The organism is Pseudoduganella violacea (genome assembly GCF_014191875.1).
GTDB classification, from domain to species: Bacteria; Pseudomonadota; Gammaproteobacteria; order Burkholderiales; family Burkholderiaceae_D; genus Rugamonas; species Rugamonas violacea_A.
The window spans coordinates 149,982-166,714 of record NZ_JACHXD010000013.1; the positions used below are offsets into that span (position 1 = coordinate 149,982).

The following is a 16,733-nucleotide window of genomic DNA, read 5'->3' on the forward strand; positions in this document are numbered from 1 at the left end:
TTAAGCAGCTGCTACGACGGTGACAAACTTGTGGTTGCCAGCGCCTTTGATCACGAACTTCACAACGCCGTCCACCAGAGCGAACAGGGTGTGGTCCTTACCGGTGCCTACGCCTTCGCCAGCGCGCACTGGGGTGCCGCGTTGACGAATGATGATGCCGCCAGCATTGATCTTTTGGCCGCCGTAAACCTTAACGCCCAGGCGTTTTGATTCTGAGTCGCGGCCGTTGCGGGTAGTGCCGCCGCCTTTTTTGTGTGCCATTTAATTACTCCTTAGATAGCTGTAAATTCGGGCAAACAGCTATTAGCCGTTGATCGAAACGATTTGGATTTCGGTGTAGTTCTGACGGTGACCTTGATGCTTTTGGTAGTGCTTACGACGACGCATCTTGAAGATTTTCACCTTGTCGTGACGACCTTGGGAAACCACTTTCACCAGAACCTTTGCACCTTCAACCAGTGGGGCACCAAACTTGATGGTGTCGCCCGCGCCAACGGCGAGAACTTGATCGATGGTGAGTTCGGAACCAATGTCAGCAGGTATCTGTTCTACTTTGAGTTTTTCGCCAGCGACAACTTTGTACTGTTTGCCACCGGTTTTTATGACCGCGTACATGATTTGAAACCTCATCAAATGTTAAGAAAATCGCCCTGTCTCAACACCCGGCAGAGCTGGGCGGAAAAGGGAGAACCAACGATTATACATGGCTTCGGATTTTCCGTCAAAAACTATTCACAAAGCCTGCCGCTCGTGGTATGTCGGCAACGCATGGCGTATAATCGCGGCACCTAATATTCGTCCAACGCAGGTTCGCCTTGTCCGCCGCTACCCAAACCTCCACCCAGAACAACATCACCAGCACCATCGCCACCGATATGGACGCGGTCAACGCGGTGATCCGCCAACGCCTCCACTCCGAAGTCGCGCTGGTCAACCAGATCGCAGAGTACATCATCAGCGCCGGCGGCAAACGCATCCGCCCGGTCCTGGTGCTGCTGGTGGCCAACGCCTACGCCTACCAGGGCGTGGCGCACCACGAGCTGGCGGCGGTCGTGGAATTCATCCACACCGCGACCCTGCTGCACGACGACGTGGTGGACGAGTCCTCGATGCGGCGCGGCCGCCAGACCGCCAACGCGCTGTTCGGCAATGCCGCCTCGGTGCTGGTGGGCGACTTCCTGTACTCGCGCTCCTTCCAGATGATGGTGTCGCTGAATAATATGCGCGTGATGCAGATCCTGTCGGACGCCACCAATGTGATCGCCGAGGGCGAAGTGCTGCAGCTGCTGAATATGCACGATCCGGACGTGAGCCGCGAACGCTATCTGCAGGTGATCCGCTCCAAGACCGCCAAGCTGTTCGAAGCGGCGGCCGAACTGGGCGCCCTGGTCGCCGGCGCGAACGACGCGCAAATCGCCGCCGCCGGCGAATACGGCCGCTCGCTGGGCACCGCCTTCCAGCTGATCGACGATGTGCTGGACTATGCCGGCGACGCCGCCGAAATCGGCAAGAACGTGGGCGACGACCTGCGCGAAGGCAAACCGACCCTGCCGCTGATCTATCTGATGGAAAACGGCACGTCGGAACAGCGCGAACTGGTGCGCTCCTGCATCGAGAACGGCGACGAGCAGCACTTCGACACCATCCTGGCCGCAGTCACCAGCAGCGGCGCGCTCGATTACACGCGCCGCGAAGCCGAGGTGGCCGCCCAGCGCGCCATCGACGCCATCGCCGACCTGCCGGACAGCCAGTACAAACAATCGCTGCTGCAACTGGCGCGCTTCGCGGTCGACCGCAAGCACTAAGCAGCTCAGCTCTCAGCAAAACGGCGCCTCAGGCGCCGTTTGTTTTTACAGGATCTCTTTCACGATCTCGGGCGGACGGCACAGGCGCACGCCCTTCTCCGTCACCACGAAGGGACGGTTGATCAATTCCGGATGCGCCATCATGGCGTCCACCAACTGCTCGTCCGACAGGGCGGTGTCGGCCAGGCCGAGCTGTTCGTAGATTTCGCCCTTGTCGCGCATGGCGCCACGCGCCGTCAGGCCGGCACGGTCGATCAGGTCGACCAGGACGGCACGGGTGGGCGGGGTTTTCAGGTATTCGATGATTTCCGGCTCGACACCCGCTGCGCGGATCAAGGCCAGGGCGCCGCGCGAGTTGCTGCAGGCGTTGTTGTGGTAGATGGTGATGGTCATGGCACTCCCCTTATTCTGTGGCGAGGATAATAGGCAAAGCTGTTGGGGGATGCAAGTTTTGATCTGCCGCAAACTTCCTATTTGATATAGTTGATAAATACCTAAAGTTCTGCTTTAATAAGTCCACACCGTCGGGGTGTAGCTTAGCCCGGTAGAGCGCTACGTTCGGGACGTAGAGGCCGGAGGTTCGAATCCTCTCACCCCGACCACAGAATTCCTTACAAAACAGCGGGTTATGCAACCCGCTGTTTTTGTTTGCAGGTCGGTCGGTGGCAAATCCGTGGCGCTGACTATTTGACGCTCCTGCGCTTGGAAAAACTGTGCCTGATTTAAGGCCGATTTGGCCGAAGAGCTAAAAGCTCAAAAAATCATGCCCTCTCGCAAACGCTACTTATGTATCGCCTTCAAATCACTGCCAGCAGAACTACAAGAGGCCTTCGCCCCGTACTTCGATAGATGAACTAGCGCTTACCAGTCGCATTGCGAACGACCACCCAAGCGCTCATGCTCCTGTTTTTCTGGCGGCTACCACTCCCACCCGCAGTCCCATCGGCTTTAACAGCTTTTCCACCGTGACCAACGTCGGGCTGGCGTCGCCGCGTTCGATATCGGCCAACGCACGCGCCGACACGCCGCACAGGCGCGCGTATTCCGCAATCGTTAAGCGTAGAGTGCTGCGGATTTTTTTGACGACGACGTGAATGGCGAGCCCGGGACTGGCTTCCAGTTCTTCCGACAGGCTACGCCGCGCTTGGAGTTCTTCCGCTGGCGTCAAAGGCTTGAAACGCTTGTCCATTAGAGCCTCTCCACTTGCGCCCTGACCCGGTCAAGCGCGTGCGCAATCGGCTTCAGGTATTGCTGTTCATCGATGCCCATACCAATAGCTGCCGTATAGACGTCGGCCAGCGGCGCAGCCATAGGCCGGATGCGCGCAACGAGAAGATCGCGGTCGACCTGTCCCGCTTTCGCCGCTTGAGTAATCGCGCTACTCCAGTCAGGGGAGCCGCCATCGTCCCGGTCCCAGCGCATCTTGCGCGCAATTCCATCCGGGTGCAGCCACATGGGCGCAAAGTCGAACAAGGGTGTCAGGCCTATGGTGCCATCCGGGCGCCGCTGGACAGCCGTGTTGCGGCCATGGTTGTCCTTATTCCCCAACGCGACATTGGCCATGTCGCGCCGTACATACTCAGCCAACTCGGCGACAGGATCGGTGGCTACCTGCGCAAGCCTGCGGCACATCTCGTTATGCGTAGGTGCGCTGCCGAATCCCGTCAGCCCACAGAATGAAGCAGCGCTCTCCTGGCCGTAGCGAATCACCTGGCCATCCTTAACTTCCCGGTCAAAACGTGGAATGAACAGCGCCCGGCCGGCAAGATGCAACGGCTTATAGACACTTAAGCCCAGATGTCGGGCAAGGTTCATATAGGGTTCTTCCAGGCGCAAAATTTCCGCCAGGCGCGGGTCGGCCCCCCGCCCAAACTAACGAGGAAGTGCTCGGCAGCGTCTTCGTCCTTCAGCGTGTGATCGAGATAGAACAATCCGTCGTGAGCGCGGGTAAGCAAAATCTTGGGCCATTCGACCATAACCTTGGGGTAATAGATCGGCGAGAAACGGAGGCCAAGTATCGAGAGGCTGGCCAACAATGCTCACCGGCATGTATGCCGACAACGCGGCCGCATCGTTTCGTTCGTAATATTCGAGGGCGTAGCCCGGCGAATAGGCCAGATACGTAGCCGCAGCGATTCCTCGCGCCTGATCGCCGGTGAGGTCGACCGCCGCCGCGTCACGCCAGCGGTCCTCGATGAAAATCTGGATTGTGCAAATTTTGCTCATTTGAGCAGAATAGCAGCATTAATATCGCGTAAAAACATCACGAATATGCTACTAAACTGCCGAAATGATAGGCTGGACTTGCCCACGGTTTGGAATTAGCCGCCTACGCGCTGCTCGGCCTTGGGCACACGATAGTTGACTGGCAGGAGGCTTTTCTCCATATCGGATATATATTTTGCGAACAATTGCGGACGCGAGGCCACGCCCAGCTTGCGGTAGATAGACAAGGTCTGCTCTTTAACGGTGGCAGTTCCCTTTCCTAAAATGATGGCCACTTCCGGCAGGCTTTTGCCAGCCAGCAGCCAATGGCAGACTTGCGCTTCGCATGGGCTGAGCTGGCGTTGGTAGGCGTAGGTGTGTTCCGTTTCCGCTACTGAACTACATGAAGCATCGGAGGGTATGGACTTGGCCATAGGTAAATGTCTCCTATCAATTTTGCTCTTTTAAGAAGACAGCACCGCCGTTTTACCTAGGCGTGGCGGCGCTGCCGCTAGGTGACTGTTGCTTGAATCCTTATTGTAAATAGCATAATTTGGATAAAATCTATTCAAATGTATCAAAAAAATAATTATTATTAGCTTTTGATGGCACACTGATCCCATCGCCATCAAAAATTTTGTCAAACAACTACATCTTCTCAGGAACTGCAATGCCTAACAGGTATAAACCGCGTTCCAGCACTCGCCGCGCCAGTGTGCTGATCGCCAGCCGCGAGGCGCACCGCTCCGCGCTTTCGGCGGCCAATACCGGGCAATCGAGGTAAAAGCGGCTGAAGGTCTGGGCCAGATTGAACACATAGTCGGCAATCTCGTTCGGCGCCAGATTCGTCGCCGCCGACGCCACTACTTCGGGGAAGCGCGCGCATTCGAACACCAGCGCGCGTTCGGCTTCGGCCGCGACCTCGATCGGTCCCGGCTGCAACTGCTGCGCGGCGGCGCGCGCCAGGATGGAGCCGATGCGCACGCAGGCATATTGCACATACGGCCCGGTCTTGCCTTCGAAGGACACCATGCGCTCCGGATCGAAAATGTAGCCGGAGATGCGGTAGCTCGACAGGTCGGCGAACTTGACGGCGGCGATGCCGACCAGACGCGCCAGCGTCTCCGCCTGCACCGCCTGGTCCACGCCAGCGCCCTGCTCCGCCGCGTCGGCGGCCAACGCGCCGAGCCGCTCGCGCGCCTTGTCGATGGCGCCGTTTAGCAGATCGGCCAATTGCGCCACGCCGCCCTGGCGCGTCTTGTATGGCTTGCCGTCGACGCCATTCACGGTGCCGAAGCCGGCATGCACCAGCTCCACGCCTGGCGCGTAACCGGCCCGCCGTGCGGCGCGGAACACTTGCTCGAAGTGCAGGGCCTGGCGCTGGTCGACCACGTAGATGATGCGCGCCGGCGCCACGTCGCTGTCGCGCACGCGGCTCAGGATCGTCGCCAGGTCCGTCGTGGCATACAGGGCGGCGCCATCCGACTTGGCCAGCAGCAGCGGCGGCATCGGGTGGGCGTCGTTCTCCTCGGCCACTTGCACCACCAGCGCGCCCTCGCTTTCAATGCCGATGCCACGCTCGCGCAGCTCGCTCAGCATGGGCGGGATCAGGGCTTGCACATCGCTTTCGCCCAGCAGCAGGTCAAAATGCACGTCGAGCGCGGCAAAGTCCTGCTGCTGCACCTGCAGGGAAATGGCGCGAATGGCCCGCCACAGCGCGATATAGCCGGAGTGGCCGGCCTGCAGGGCCGCCGTCAACTCACGCGCCTCGGCCATCCGCGCCGGATCGTCCTTGCAGGCCGCCGCCGCCAACGGATACAGGCGCTGCAAGTCCTGCATGCCGAAGCCCAGGCTGGCCTCATCCAGGCTGGCGGCAGCCAATTCCGGCTGCGGCGCGAAGCAGGACAGCGATGGGAAATCGCGGCGGATCTGGGCGATCAGCATGCCCATCTGCAGTCCCCAGTCGCCCAGGTGCACGTCGGAGACGGTATCGTGGCCCTGGGCGCGCAGGATGCGGCGCAGGCTCTCGCCGATCACCAGCGAGCGCAGGTGGCCCACATGCAGCGGCTTGGCCACATTCGGTCCGCCGTAGTCGAGCATGATGCGCTGCCGCGTCTCCTGCACGATGCCGCAGGCCGGGTCGTCCAGCTGGGCCTGGGCGTGGCGCGCCAGCAGCGCGGCCGACAGCTTCAGATTGACGAAGCCGGCGCCGGCCACTTCGACTACATCGAAGCCGCCGCCGGCGCGCAGCTGTTCCGCCACCGCCGCCGCGATCTCGCGCGGCGGACGGCCCAAGCTTTTGGCGAGCGGCAAAGCGCCATTGCATTGCAGCTCGCCCCATTCGGGCCGGCTAGCCCGGGCCGCGCGCGCATGGCTGGTCGGCAGGCCGCAGGCGCGGAAGGCGTTTTCCAGCAATTGATTGATTTCGCCGGCCAGCGTCAGGCCAACCGGGGACGCCGCTTGTTTCTGGTTTTCTTTCATGATTTTCTCTGGGCATACGGTTGCGGAACCGCGCGCCCAAGCCGATGACGATGACGCGCTTCTATTGTGTTTTCCATAATACACAATGCCGGCCATATACTGTTCGGTTCAAGCCGTTTAGCGCTCCAAAAAAATCCGGGGCTGGTGTCGATCCGCTCCTGGCTGATCCGTCTATTCAAAGAGTCGTCAACAACCGGAGAAGGATCATGAGGAAGATCATCGCGGCACTACAGGTCTCGCTCGATGGTTTCATTGAGGGAGTGGATGGGGAGCTGGATTGGATCGATACCTGGGACGACAGCTTCGGGCTGATGCCGCAAATCGATACCTGCATTCTCGGTGGCGGCATGTATCCCGGCTATGAGCAGTACTGGAGCGCGATTCTGGCCAACGAGGACAATGCGGCGGGAGCGGGGGAAGCCGAGTATGCGCGTTTCGCCGCGCGCACGCCGCATATCGTCTTGTCGAAAACTCTGGAGCGGGCGGCGTGGAGCAATACACGCATCGTGCGCGATATCGCCGACATCCACATGCTGAAACAATTGCCGGGCAAGGACATGCATGCCGTCGGCGGCGCCTGCCTGGTGGCGAGCTTGATGAACCGGGATTTGGTCGATGAGCTGCGACTCGTCGTCCGCCCCGTCATTCTCGGCGCAGGCAAGGCGCTGTTCAGCGGCGTGCGCGAGCGGCATGCCCTGACGCTGCTCGACAGCCGGCCGGCGGGCGCCAACCTGGTCTGCCTGAGCTACGCGGTCGGGGCCAGTTAAGCGCCTTAGAACAGCGAGCCTTGCGCCGGCGGCGCCGCTGGCGCGTCCATCTTCACGATGGTTTGCCGGGCCGCGGCGTAGGCGTGCAGCAGTTCGGCCGGATAAAGCTGCAGGAAGGCGCGCGCCATTTCTGGATTCTTGCAGCCCAGCCAATCATCGTAATCCTCGGGACGGATGATGACGACCGAGCGCTTCTCATCGTCTGGACGGTGGAAGCGGCGCATCATGCCATGCTCATCGGCGTTGACGGTGAGCTGGGTGAAGGCGTGGCTTTTGCCGCCGTCCGCCTCGTCCCATGAGCGCCAGATGCCGGCTACCGCATAGGGCGACTTGTCGGCCATACCGATAGCCCAGCGTTCGTGCTTCTGCTGCTCCCAGTTCGGCTCGAAGATGGCCATGGCCGGCACCAGGCAGAGTTTCGATTCGGCCCAGGCGCGCTTGTAGGTCCACAGCTCGCCCACGGTTTCGCTGCGGGCGTTCATGGTGGTCATGCTGCGGCCAGGCGGCATATGACGCTTGGGGACGAAACCGTAGTTGCCCAGCAAGCCTTGGCGCTCGCCGCGCTCGTTATGGATGATGAAGGGCGCCTGGTAATCCTGATAGATTTCCTCGCGCCAGTCCTCCCCTGCTTCGATCGGCGTGCGGAACCAGTCGAAGCAGACTTGGCGGGGGATGGTGATGTAGTTGACGCACATGGCTAGGGCTTACTCGTCATCCTCGTCGCCTTCGGCGGACAAGGTGCACTCGATTTCGCTGATCGTGCCGCCGGTCCAGGCGGCACTAGCCTGCTGCACGGCTTCCAGCGACAGCGCGGCCACGCCGAAGCTGCGCTGCGGCTTCCATGTGCCGTCGTCTTCCGCGTCGTGGTCATGTTCCTCATGCGGCTCGCCCTCGCTGCACGCCTTGCACAAGGTGCGTATATTTTCACTCCAGTCCTCGGCATGCATATCCTCGCCGGACAGCAGCTGCAACAGCTCCGCCGCGCTTTCCTGGCTGGTGGCGTCTATCGTCAGACTGAAAGTGCTGAAGGCGGATTGCTCGAACAGCTCCAGCACATTGAAGACCGGGCATTTCTTGTCCCCGTTCATGCGGTAGCCGACTGCGGCGCCGTCGTGCAGGACGATATCGCCATGGCAATAGCCCGATTCCGGCAACGGAATGCTTTCGATGCGCGCGCGGACCGGATCGATGCGGCGCGCCCACACCACCTCCGCGCCTTCATCGGGATTCAGGCGCACGGGAGTCAGGCCCATATTCAATTCAATCGGCTCGTCCAGCTCGATGTCGAGCTGCAGGCCAACGCCGCTCCACATGCGGCGCGCGGTGCGCCAGTCGCGCAGGGCGGTGGCGGCAATGCCCAGGTTCCAGCGCGCGGCCTCGTCGCCGGGCGCTAGGTCATGGGCGGTCTTATTGAAAGCGAAGGACTTCTCCCAGTCGCCCGCATATTTGAGGATCAGGCCCGAGTTGTAGTGGCTTTCGGACTTTTCCGGATGCAGGGCGATGGCTTCGGCGTATTTATCAAGCGCCTCCTGGCACTTGCCCTCGCTATCGAGTTGCATTGCCTCCGCGTGCAACTGCTGCGCGCGTTCTTTGTCCAAATCCGATGCTGCCACAACCCCTCCGTTAATCTTCTCAAGTGCGCTAGCATAAACCTGTTTTCCAACTTTGGCAGAACGCCATGCGGTTTTCCGTTCTTATCACGCTGTTTTTGGCTTGCATGCTGCCCGTCCATGCCGACGAGGTGGCGCTGGCACAGCCGCCCGCTGCCGCGCAAGCGGCCATCCTGCGCGCTATTGCGGAACTGCCGCCACAATCGCCGCAGCGGCGCCGTTACCGGTTGGCGCTGGCGTATGGCGCCCCCCTCTTCCCGGCGGATGCGGATCTGTTGCCGCAGCCTGGCGAGCCAGCGAACGTGGGTATCGAGTCCTGGCTGCGTCTACCTGCGGCGCGGCGCGCCCACGATGTGCTGATCACGCCCGACGTGGACTACTTCTGGCATCAGGACGGCGTCGAATACACGACGCTGTTCATCGTGCATCTGGAACAGCGCGGGATGGGTAGTGCCTTGAGCGTTGCGCAAGCCCACCCCACGGCGCATTATGGCCGGAAGTTTCATCTGCTGGGCCGGACTGGTCCCGGTTACTATCATGAGATCCAGCCCATCGCGCCGTCAAGCCAGGCTGGCGCCGACCTGGAAGCCTTTCTTGCCGCGGCGCTTAGACCATCCCCGCCATAACAGCATCAGCCCCGGCGCCAGCAGGGCCAGACTGCCTGGCACAGGCACAGCGCCCGGCACGATCTGCACCGTGAATGGGCTGAGCAGCTGATCGCTGGTTTGCAGGAAGACGCCGCCCGCCAGCGGATCGCCACTCCACCATTCGCCGGACAGCGCGAAGTTGCCGCTCTCGCTCTGCCCCGGCAGTGCGGTATTGAACAGATGCAGGCCGTACAGCCCACGCACCAGCACATCATCAAAAGCCTGGGACGCGCTGATGCCCGGCGCCAGGATGGGGAAGTCGAAGTAGCTGGCATCCAGCGTTCCAAGGGAACTGGACGAAGCGCTCAGCAAAGTCGGCACGAACCAGTTGACGCTGTCCGTATTGCTCAGGCTATAGCCCCAACCCACCAGTTGCCCCGGCTGGCCGCTCACCATCCCGCTGGACGGCAAGGTGCCGAAGGTGAAGGTAAAGGGAAGCGCCGCAGCAAGGCCGGGCGACAGCAGGGCCGCCGCCAGTCCCAGCATGGCGCAGAATCGTTTCGCTTTCATGATGTTCTCCTATTCAGGGAATCACAGCTTGCGCCTGCGAGAAGCTGTAGCTGCGGCCCTCGGTGTCGGACACAGTGCCGTTCTCGGTGATGCTGAAGCGCTGCAGGCCGGCCGGCGTATTGATTGTCAGGCGCACGGTGATAAAACTGCCGACATCGATATTCGGCGTTACAAAGGGCAGACTGGGCGAAAGCGCGGTATTGATGGTGGCGGTGCCGGTGCCCGCCAGCGTGCGCAGTTGCAGCGAGTTCAGGCTCATGGAACGGGCCGTGCCGACGCCGCTATTGGTCAGCCGCACATCGATGCTGGTCACGCCCGGCACCACTGCTTCCTGTCCGACGATGGTGGCGACGAAGTCCGGCCGTCCCGGCGTCTCCAGCGCGCCAGTCACAAAGCTGGTGAGCGAGGCGCTGTTGCGCAGCAGCGCATTGCTGGCGCTTTGTACGGTGGCGGTGACGGTATCGGCGCTGCCCGCGCTGGTGCCGGCGGGAGGCGTAAGCTGCACCACCACATTGGCCGACTCGCCCGTGCCCAGCGTCACCGCGCCTGGGCTGACCGAGGTGATGAAGTGCAGGTCGTCGGCTGCCGCCAGCGTGAAGGTGTCGGAAGGACCGGCATTGCGTACCTGGTAAATGAAGCTGGTGCTGACGCCGGCGCGCAAATCCTGCGGCGCAGGCGCGGTGATCGACACGGTCTGCGGCGACAGCATCAGGCTCACCACACGCTGGTAGGCATTGCCGCCGCTATCGGTGCCTGTCACATAGGCCAGGAAGGATTCGGCCGGAACGGTCATCGGGCCGAAGTACTTGCCGCTATCGGTTTCATCCTGGTTCAGCGGCAGGTCGGAGATGGCGGAAAAGTCCTTGCGCCGAAGCTTGAACTGGGCGGTGCTGGCGCCCGGCGTCAGCGCCGCCAGCGCATACAGCGACTGTCCCGGCAAGGGTTCGCCGTCGATCGCGAACAAGCCCTGGTGCGGCGGCTGTCCGGCAAAGCGCGCCAGGCGGAAGGAGGTGAAACTCAAGTCGCTGGTGCCGCTGACATTCACATAGGTCGGTCCGGTGGAATCCTGAACGCTCAGCTTCCACAGCCCGCGCGCCGGCGCCTTGACGGAGATGATGACGCCGCCGGTCAGGGTCATATAGGTATCGGCCATGGCGGGCGTGACCACCGTGCCGTCGGGCCGCGTCAAGGTCACGCCGGGCGTGACGAAATTGGTGGCGCTGACAGATACCGTCAACTGGGTCATGCTGCTGTCCACCGGTAGATCGTAGGCGCGCGGCGTGGCAAAGGCATCGACAACCGACAGCAACTGCACGGCATTGTTGCGGCCCACCAGGTCGGCCAGCTGCGTCACGCTTTCCGCTTCGCCGCCGGACAGGAAGAAGGCCTGGCCGCCGGTTTCCGTGGCGGCCTGCAGATAGCCCGGTTCCAGGGGCGAACAGCTGCCGAACAGGATGGCGTAGAGCTTGATTTCCTTGGCCTTGGCCAGACCGATCACCGCGCCCGCCAGTGCCGGATCTTTGGCCGAAGCATCGGTATACATGAACAGGCTGCCGCTGGGGTTGGACAGGGACAGGCCGTTATAGATGCCCGAGAAGGCCAGCTCCGGGCAATCGCCGCCGCCGCTGGCGAACAAACCTGCGATCGAGTTCTTGAACGAGGTGGCGTCGCTGGTGGAGACATTCGGTCCCGTAAACGGATCGTTGAAAGGGGCCAGCACATACTGCAGCGGCTCTTCATCCGTATCCAGGCGCGAGTTGACGATGGCCGTGGCCGAGGCGCGCACGCCGGCGATGATGCCGCCCATGCTGCCCGTGGTATCGATGGCGAAGGCCAGCGTGGGACCGGCGCCAAGCAAGGCCTTGAGCTGGGTGAAGGTGATGACGGCCTTGATGTCCTCCACGAATTGCTGCGTGCCGGCGATGGCGGCCGTGGCGGCGGCATTGTGGAAGGTGCTGTGCGGCGAGATGTCGCAGTAGCGCGTGTCCTTGTTGATGCCTTCGCGGAAGTAGCCGAGGATGTCGCTGGACGGCGAGCTTTTATCCAGCGGCCCGCCATGGCTGCATTTGAAGGCGCCCGGCTTGACGCGGTCCTCGCCGCCGTAATAGCCGCTGGTGAGCAGCGAGGTGGCGAGGTTGGAAGAGTTGGCGCAGGTCAGGCCGGTATTGGTGAAGCCCGAACAGGCGGTTACGCCCGGCCCGGCAAAGGCCAGGGGACCGGGGCGGCCCACGCCGGGATTGGCACCGGTGTTGCCCAGTTCGACCCAATTGCTATGCGAGTAGAAGTCCTGGATGGTGTGCAGGGCGCTGCCCAGGTTCTGGCGCGCGCCGGCCGTGTTCATCGGCGTCGCGTTGAGCGCGTCGATCACGTTTTGCTTGAGCGTGGCAAGGCGCAACTGGGCGCCTACGGCGTTTTCGCCGTCGAAGTGCTTGGCCGAGGTGACCTGGTCGTCATCGACCTTGGCATTGGCTTCGATGATTTCGTCCAACGCCTTCTGCATGGACTTGGTCAGCTTCGGCACGCCGAAGTAGGTCTTGTCCAGCGTCTCGATGCCGCGCTGGGTGATGTCCTGGTGGGTCAGGCTGCCCGAGGAAGTGGCCGTCACAAAACACAGCAGGCCATTCTTGGGACAGAAAGCCTGGCCGGGCGGCGCGATGCTGAAGGTCAGCAACAGCACGAACAAGGCCGGCAGGCAGCGGGCGCAATGGCGCCATAGCTTAGCGTAGCGCATGGCAAGTCCTTTACGAAAAATGCGAGGGATGAGTGATCCCCGCCGAAACGGGGATACCGCCATCGAGCATTTATCGTGCCGCGCTGGATGCCACTATGCGCCGCCGGGCCGGCGGTGCGCCGCTGTCAACTTTGCTGACGCGCCGGTCCCACCAGCAGCACCCCGCCAATGGACAGCAGCAGCACCGCGCCGGCAACCAGGCTGATGTGGTGGCTCAGCAGGGCTGGCAGGAAGGCAATGCCGGCGCCAACGATCTGCTGCAGGAAGGCGCACAAGGCGGTCGCCTGTCCACTGCCACGGCTGGCCGAAGCCAGGGCGCTCGCCATGCTGTTGGGGAAGATCAGCGCCTGGCCGAACGACACCGCGCAATAGGCCAGCACAAACAAGCCCAGTACCAACAGCAAGCCCGGATGCAGCAGACTGTCGCGGCTCAAGAACAGCAACAAGCAGGAAGCGCCCAACATCACCGCCAGTCCCATCAGCATGAGCCGCCGCGCGCCGGCACGCACGCTGATGCGGTTGACCAGCAGCGCGCCCGCCAGATACGCCAAGCTGATTGCCACGCCCAGATTGCCGTACTGCGCCGGACTCAATCCAAGCTGCTTCTGGAACAGATACGGCGCCGACTGCTGCATCAGCAGCAGCGCGCCATAGCCGAGCGCGCCCACCAGCAAGGGCCGCAGAAAGCGACTATTGCTCAGCAGCGCAGGATAATCGCCAAAGGCCGAGCCGGTGGAGCGCGGCGGTTCGGGAGGAAAGCGCAGGCTCAGCGCCAGGACCAGCAAAGCGACGCCGACCAGACACAGCAGATACGCCGTCACGCGCCAGCTGAAATGCTGCTGGATCAGGCCGCCCACGAACTGTCCGCTGCCCAGCGAAAAGATGAAGGCGAAGGAGAGGTACGACAGATTCTTGGCCAGCACCCGGCTGTCCGACACGTCGCGGATCAGGATGCGGCTGGTGACGGCGGCGCCGCCCGCGCCCACGCCCTGCAAAAAGCGCATCAGCAAAAACAGCTCGCCCTGCGCCGCCACCGTCAGCAGCAGGCTGGCGGCGATGAACAGCAGCAGCGAGCCGATCAGCAGGCGCTTGCGGCCATAGCGGTCGGCCGCCGCGCCGAAAAAGGGCAGCGGCAGCGCCGCTCCGAGCGCCAGCATCACCACGATCAGGCCGGAACTGCCCGCGCTCAAACCATGCTCGTCGGCCAGCACCGGCAAGGACGGCAGAAAGAGCGAGGTGCCAAGCTGGGCCGTAAAGGTCAGCGCGCAGCACAAGGTCAGCAGCACGCCAGCGCCGGGATGGCGCTGGTCATCAGTCAGAACGGTCATTGTTGCGAAATGGAAATTTATTGATTTGGCAATCATACGCAAGAATCGCCAAGCTTGCTGACGGCAGGTTCACAAGCATAGACAACCAAGCATCAGCAGTTTTCATGCTGCAACTTACGCTAGAATGCCTGCTCGCATTTTGGCGGACCACCCTACCCTTATTCGAGACACTCAGCAATGCGCATACTGGCCCTCCCCTTGCTGGCCGCCGCCCTCGCGGCGCCGGTCCATGCCTACACCCCCATCACCCTCGACCAGGCCATGAGCCATCCGGACTGGATCGGCCCGCCCGTGGAAGCGGCATGGTGGAGCTGGGACGGCAAGCAGATCTTCTATAAGCAAAAGCGCCCCGGTTCGCCGCTGCGCGACACCTACCAGGCCGGCGCCAAGCCGCGCCTGATCGGCGACGCCGAACTGGCCAACCAGGATATCGGCACGGTGATCTACAACCGCGACCGCAGCCGCGCCATCCTGCTGCGCCACGGCGACCTGTTCGAGCGCGACATGAAAACCGGCGTGCTGACCCAGATCAGCCGCAATACCACGGCCGCCGCCGCGCCGCAATACGCGGCCGATGGCCGCAGCGTGCAATTCCGCGTCGGCCACGACTGGTTCAGCTGGAACCGCGCCGAGCGCCTGGTCTCGCCGCTGGCCCTGCCGCGCGCCGAGAAAAACCCGGCTGTCGCGCCGGACGAGGATTATCTGCGCGCCATGCAACTGCGCCTGATCTCCACCCTCAAGCGCCAAAAGGACGAGCGCGACGCCCTGCGCGAACGCGGCGAAGCCGAACGCCAGGCCGACGCCACGCGCGCGCCCGCCCCCATCTACCTGGGCGAGAAGATCAAGATCGACGCCAGCGCGCTGTCGCCGGACGGCCGCTGGCTGGTGCTGGCCGTGTCGCCCAAGGGCAGCGAGAATGGCCGCATCGGCAAGATGCCGCGCTATGTGACCGAATCGGGCTACGAAGAATTCGACGACCAGCGCACCCGCGTCGGGCGCAATATGCCGCAGGCGCAAACCTTGAAACTGGTGGAGCTGAGCACGCGCAAGGTCAGCGATGTCACGCTCGACAAGCTGCCCGGCATCGACACCGACCCGCTGGCCGCGCTGCGCGAAACGCAAAAGCTGCCCGCGCAAAAAGGCCAGCGCGCCGTGCGCCTGGACGACGAAGGCGACAGCATGGCCTGGAGCGGCAATGGCAGCCAGGTCGCCGTCATGCTGCGTGCCGTGGACAACAAGGACCGCTGGATCGCCGGCATCGACCTGGCTAACGCCAGCGCCAAGCCGCTGCACCGCGTCAGCGATATGGCATGGGTCAACAGCAGCTACAGCGAATTCGGCTGGCTGCCCGACAACAGCACGCTGTGGTTCCTGTCCGAAGAAAGCGGCTACTCCCACCTCTACACCCTGGGCGCGGACGGCAAGCAGCGCGCCCTCACCAGCGGCAACTGGGAAGCCACGCGCGTGCAGTGGAATGCCGACGGCAGCCTGGCCTATATGATGTGCAACCGCAAAACGCCGGGCGATTATGAAGTGTGCGCCGCGCCGGCCAAAGGCGGCGAAGTGCGCGAAGTCACCCATATGGGCGGCGGTGTGGAACGCTTCGCCCTGTCGCCGGACCAGCACAAGCTGCTGGTGCATTACTCGTCGAGCTATATGCCGGCGCAGCTGGCCACCGTGCAAACCAGCGGCGGCGCCGTCACCAAGCTGACCGACACCCGCACCGAAGCCTTCAGGGCGCGCGAATGGATACAGCCGCAATTCGTGGCCGTACCGTCCACCCACGGCGCGGCGCCGATCTGGGCCAAGCTGTATCGTCCGGCCAAGCTGGAAGCGGGCAAGAAGTATCCGGTCGTGATGTTCGTGCATGGCGCGGGGTATCTGCAGAACGTCAGCAAACGCTACCCGAACTACTTCCGCGAGCAGATGTTCCACAATATGCTGGTGGAACGCGGCTACATCGTGCTCGATATGGACTACCGCGCCTCGCAAGGCTATGGCCGCGACTGGCGCACCGCCATCTACCGCCAGATGGGCCATCCCGAACTGGACGACTATGTGGACGGCGCCAAATGGCTGGCCGCCAACCACCAGGGCGACCTGGATAAAGTCGGCATCTACGGCGGCAGCTACGGCGGCTTCATGACCTTCATGGCGCTGATGCGCGAACCCGGCCTGTTCAAAGCCGGCGCAGCGTTGCGTCCCGTGACCGACTGGACCACCTACAACCACGAATACACGGCCAACATCCTGAACACGCCCGAACTCGACCCCGAAGCCTACAAAAAATCCTCGCCGATCGAATACGCCGAAAACCTGCGCGGCCACCTGCTGATTTCGCACGGCATGGTGGACGACAATGTGTTCTACCAGGATTCCGTGCGCATCGCCCAGCGCCTGATCGAGCTCAAGAAAGACCACTGGGAACTGGCCAGTTACCCGCTCGAACGCCACGCGTTTGTGCAACCCGAAAGCTGGTACGACCAATACCGCCGCATCTACCAGCTCTTCGAACGCACCCTGAAGTAAGCCACAGTCGAGCCCGTGTCCACCATGGGGTCAGCAACTGTCTTGATTAAGGCATGTCAGTTGCTGACCACATAGTGTGATTGCGCAGCATGGCGTTCATGGTGACGAGCAGCTTGCGCA

16 protein-coding genes and 1 tRNA gene are annotated in these 16,733 nt (G+C 62.4%); 5 read left to right on the plus strand and 12 right to left on the minus strand.

From position 1 onward, the window contains the following. Together rpmA and rplU are read right to left on the minus strand one after the other, a co-directional pair. Complete coding sequence (gene rpmA / locus FHS03_RS20815) at positions 1 to 261, minus strand: 50S ribosomal protein L27 (protein WP_176347524.1); 261 nt, start codon at positions 259 to 261, stop codon at positions 1 to 3. A 42-nt stretch (positions 262 to 303) separates the two neighbouring features. Next, the gene (gene rplU / locus FHS03_RS20820) at positions 304 to 615 is read right to left on the minus strand and encodes a 50S ribosomal protein L21 (protein WP_050412498.1); all 312 of its coding nucleotides are present in this window, start codon (positions 613 to 615) and stop codon (positions 304 to 306) included. Between the two features lie 200 nt (positions 616 to 815). On the opposite strand from rplU, the gene ispB reads away from it, so the two are divergent. After that, positions 816 to 1,805 (plus strand): octaprenyl diphosphate synthase, encoded by a 990-nt coding sequence (gene ispB / locus FHS03_RS20825; RefSeq protein ID WP_183442847.1) that lies wholly within the window; start codon positions 816 to 818, stop codon positions 1,803 to 1,805. 45 nt (positions 1,806 to 1,850) lie between these two features. Here the strand turns inward: ispB and arsC are convergent, their stop codons facing one another. Next, entirely contained in the window at positions 1,851 to 2,198 is a 348-nt protein-coding gene (arsC, locus tag FHS03_RS20830) for an arsenate reductase (glutaredoxin) (protein ID WP_183442848.1), read from the minus strand. Positions 2,199 to 2,330: 132 nt separating this feature from the next. On the opposite strand from arsC, the gene FHS03_RS20835 reads away from it, so the two are divergent. Beyond that, positions 2,331 to 2,407: transfer RNA gene (locus FHS03_RS20835), tRNA-Pro, on the plus strand. A gap of 293 nt (positions 2,408 to 2,700) precedes the next feature. Here FHS03_RS20835 and FHS03_RS20840 read toward each other — a convergent pair. The 4 genes from FHS03_RS20840 to argS form a co-directional block, all read right to left on the minus strand. Then, positions 2,701 to 2,994 (minus strand): helix-turn-helix domain-containing protein, encoded by a 294-nt coding sequence (locus FHS03_RS20840; RefSeq protein WP_183442849.1) that lies wholly within the window; start codon positions 2,992 to 2,994, stop codon positions 2,701 to 2,703. Then, entirely contained in the window at positions 2,994 to 3,641 is a 648-nt protein-coding gene (locus FHS03_RS28245; RefSeq protein ID WP_260110541.1) for a HipA domain-containing protein, read from the minus strand. The genes FHS03_RS20840 and FHS03_RS28245 overlap by 1 nt, the downstream gene beginning before the upstream one ends. 485 nt (positions 3,642 to 4,126) lie before the next feature. Next, the gene (locus tag FHS03_RS20850) at positions 4,127 to 4,444 is read right to left on the minus strand and encodes a helix-turn-helix transcriptional regulator (protein WP_183442850.1); all 318 of its coding nucleotides are present in this window, start codon (positions 4,442 to 4,444) and stop codon (positions 4,127 to 4,129) included. A gap of 214 nt (positions 4,445 to 4,658) precedes the next feature. Continuing rightward, the gene (gene argS, locus FHS03_RS20855) at positions 4,659 to 6,491 is read right to left on the minus strand and encodes an arginine--tRNA ligase (RefSeq protein ID WP_183442851.1); all 1,833 of its coding nucleotides are present in this window, start codon (positions 6,489 to 6,491) and stop codon (positions 4,659 to 4,661) included. Between the two features lie 206 nt (positions 6,492 to 6,697). Between argS and FHS03_RS20860 the strand changes: the two genes are divergently transcribed. Next, positions 6,698 to 7,258, plus strand: a complete 561-nt coding sequence (locus FHS03_RS20860) for a dihydrofolate reductase family protein (RefSeq protein WP_183442852.1) — start codon at positions 6,698 to 6,700, stop codon at positions 7,256 to 7,258. A 5-nt stretch (positions 7,259 to 7,263) separates the two neighbouring features. On the opposite strand, the gene FHS03_RS20865 is transcribed toward FHS03_RS20860, so the two are convergent. Both FHS03_RS20865 and FHS03_RS20870 read right to left on the minus strand, forming a co-directional pair. Beyond that, on the minus strand, positions 7,264 to 7,953 hold the full coding sequence (locus FHS03_RS20865) for an SOS response-associated peptidase (protein WP_183442853.1): 690 nt from the start codon (positions 7,951 to 7,953) through the stop codon (positions 7,264 to 7,266). Positions 7,954 to 7,962: 9 nt separating this feature from the next. Beyond that, positions 7,963 to 8,817 carry a tetratricopeptide repeat protein gene (locus FHS03_RS20870; RefSeq protein WP_183442854.1) on the minus strand — a complete coding sequence of 285 codons (855 nt, stop codon included), beginning with the start codon at positions 8,815 to 8,817 and terminating at the stop codon, positions 7,963 to 7,965. Positions 8,818 to 8,975: 158 nt separating this feature from the next. Here FHS03_RS20870 and FHS03_RS20875 point away from each other — a divergent pair, with 158 nt between their 5' ends. Further along, the gene (locus tag FHS03_RS20875) at positions 8,976 to 9,494 is read left to right on the plus strand and encodes a hypothetical protein (protein ID WP_183442855.1); all 519 of its coding nucleotides are present in this window, start codon (positions 8,976 to 8,978) and stop codon (positions 9,492 to 9,494) included. Here FHS03_RS20875 and FHS03_RS20880 read toward each other — a convergent pair. The 3 genes from FHS03_RS20880 to FHS03_RS20890 form a co-directional block, all read right to left on the minus strand. Further along, entirely contained in the window at positions 9,429 to 10,025 is a 597-nt protein-coding gene (locus FHS03_RS20880; protein ID WP_183442856.1) for a hypothetical protein, read from the minus strand. The two genes, FHS03_RS20875 and FHS03_RS20880, sit on opposite strands and share 66 nt — an antisense overlap. 13 nt (positions 10,026 to 10,038) lie before the next feature. Then, positions 10,039 to 12,756: a hypothetical protein gene (locus tag FHS03_RS20885; protein WP_183442857.1), complete on the minus strand. Its 2,718-nt coding sequence runs from the start codon at positions 12,754 to 12,756 to the stop codon at positions 10,039 to 10,041. Between the two features lie 125 nt (positions 12,757 to 12,881). Then, positions 12,882 to 14,084, minus strand: a complete 1,203-nt coding sequence (locus tag FHS03_RS20890) for an MFS transporter (protein WP_183442858.1) — start codon at positions 14,082 to 14,084, stop codon at positions 12,882 to 12,884. A gap of 177 nt (positions 14,085 to 14,261) precedes the next feature. Here FHS03_RS20890 and FHS03_RS20895 point away from each other — a divergent pair, with 177 nt between their 5' ends. Continuing rightward, positions 14,262 to 16,613, plus strand: a complete 2,352-nt coding sequence (locus FHS03_RS20895) for a S9 family peptidase (protein ID WP_183442859.1) — start codon at positions 14,262 to 14,264, stop codon at positions 16,611 to 16,613. The last annotated feature ends 120 nt before the right edge of the window (positions 16,614 to 16,733 follow it).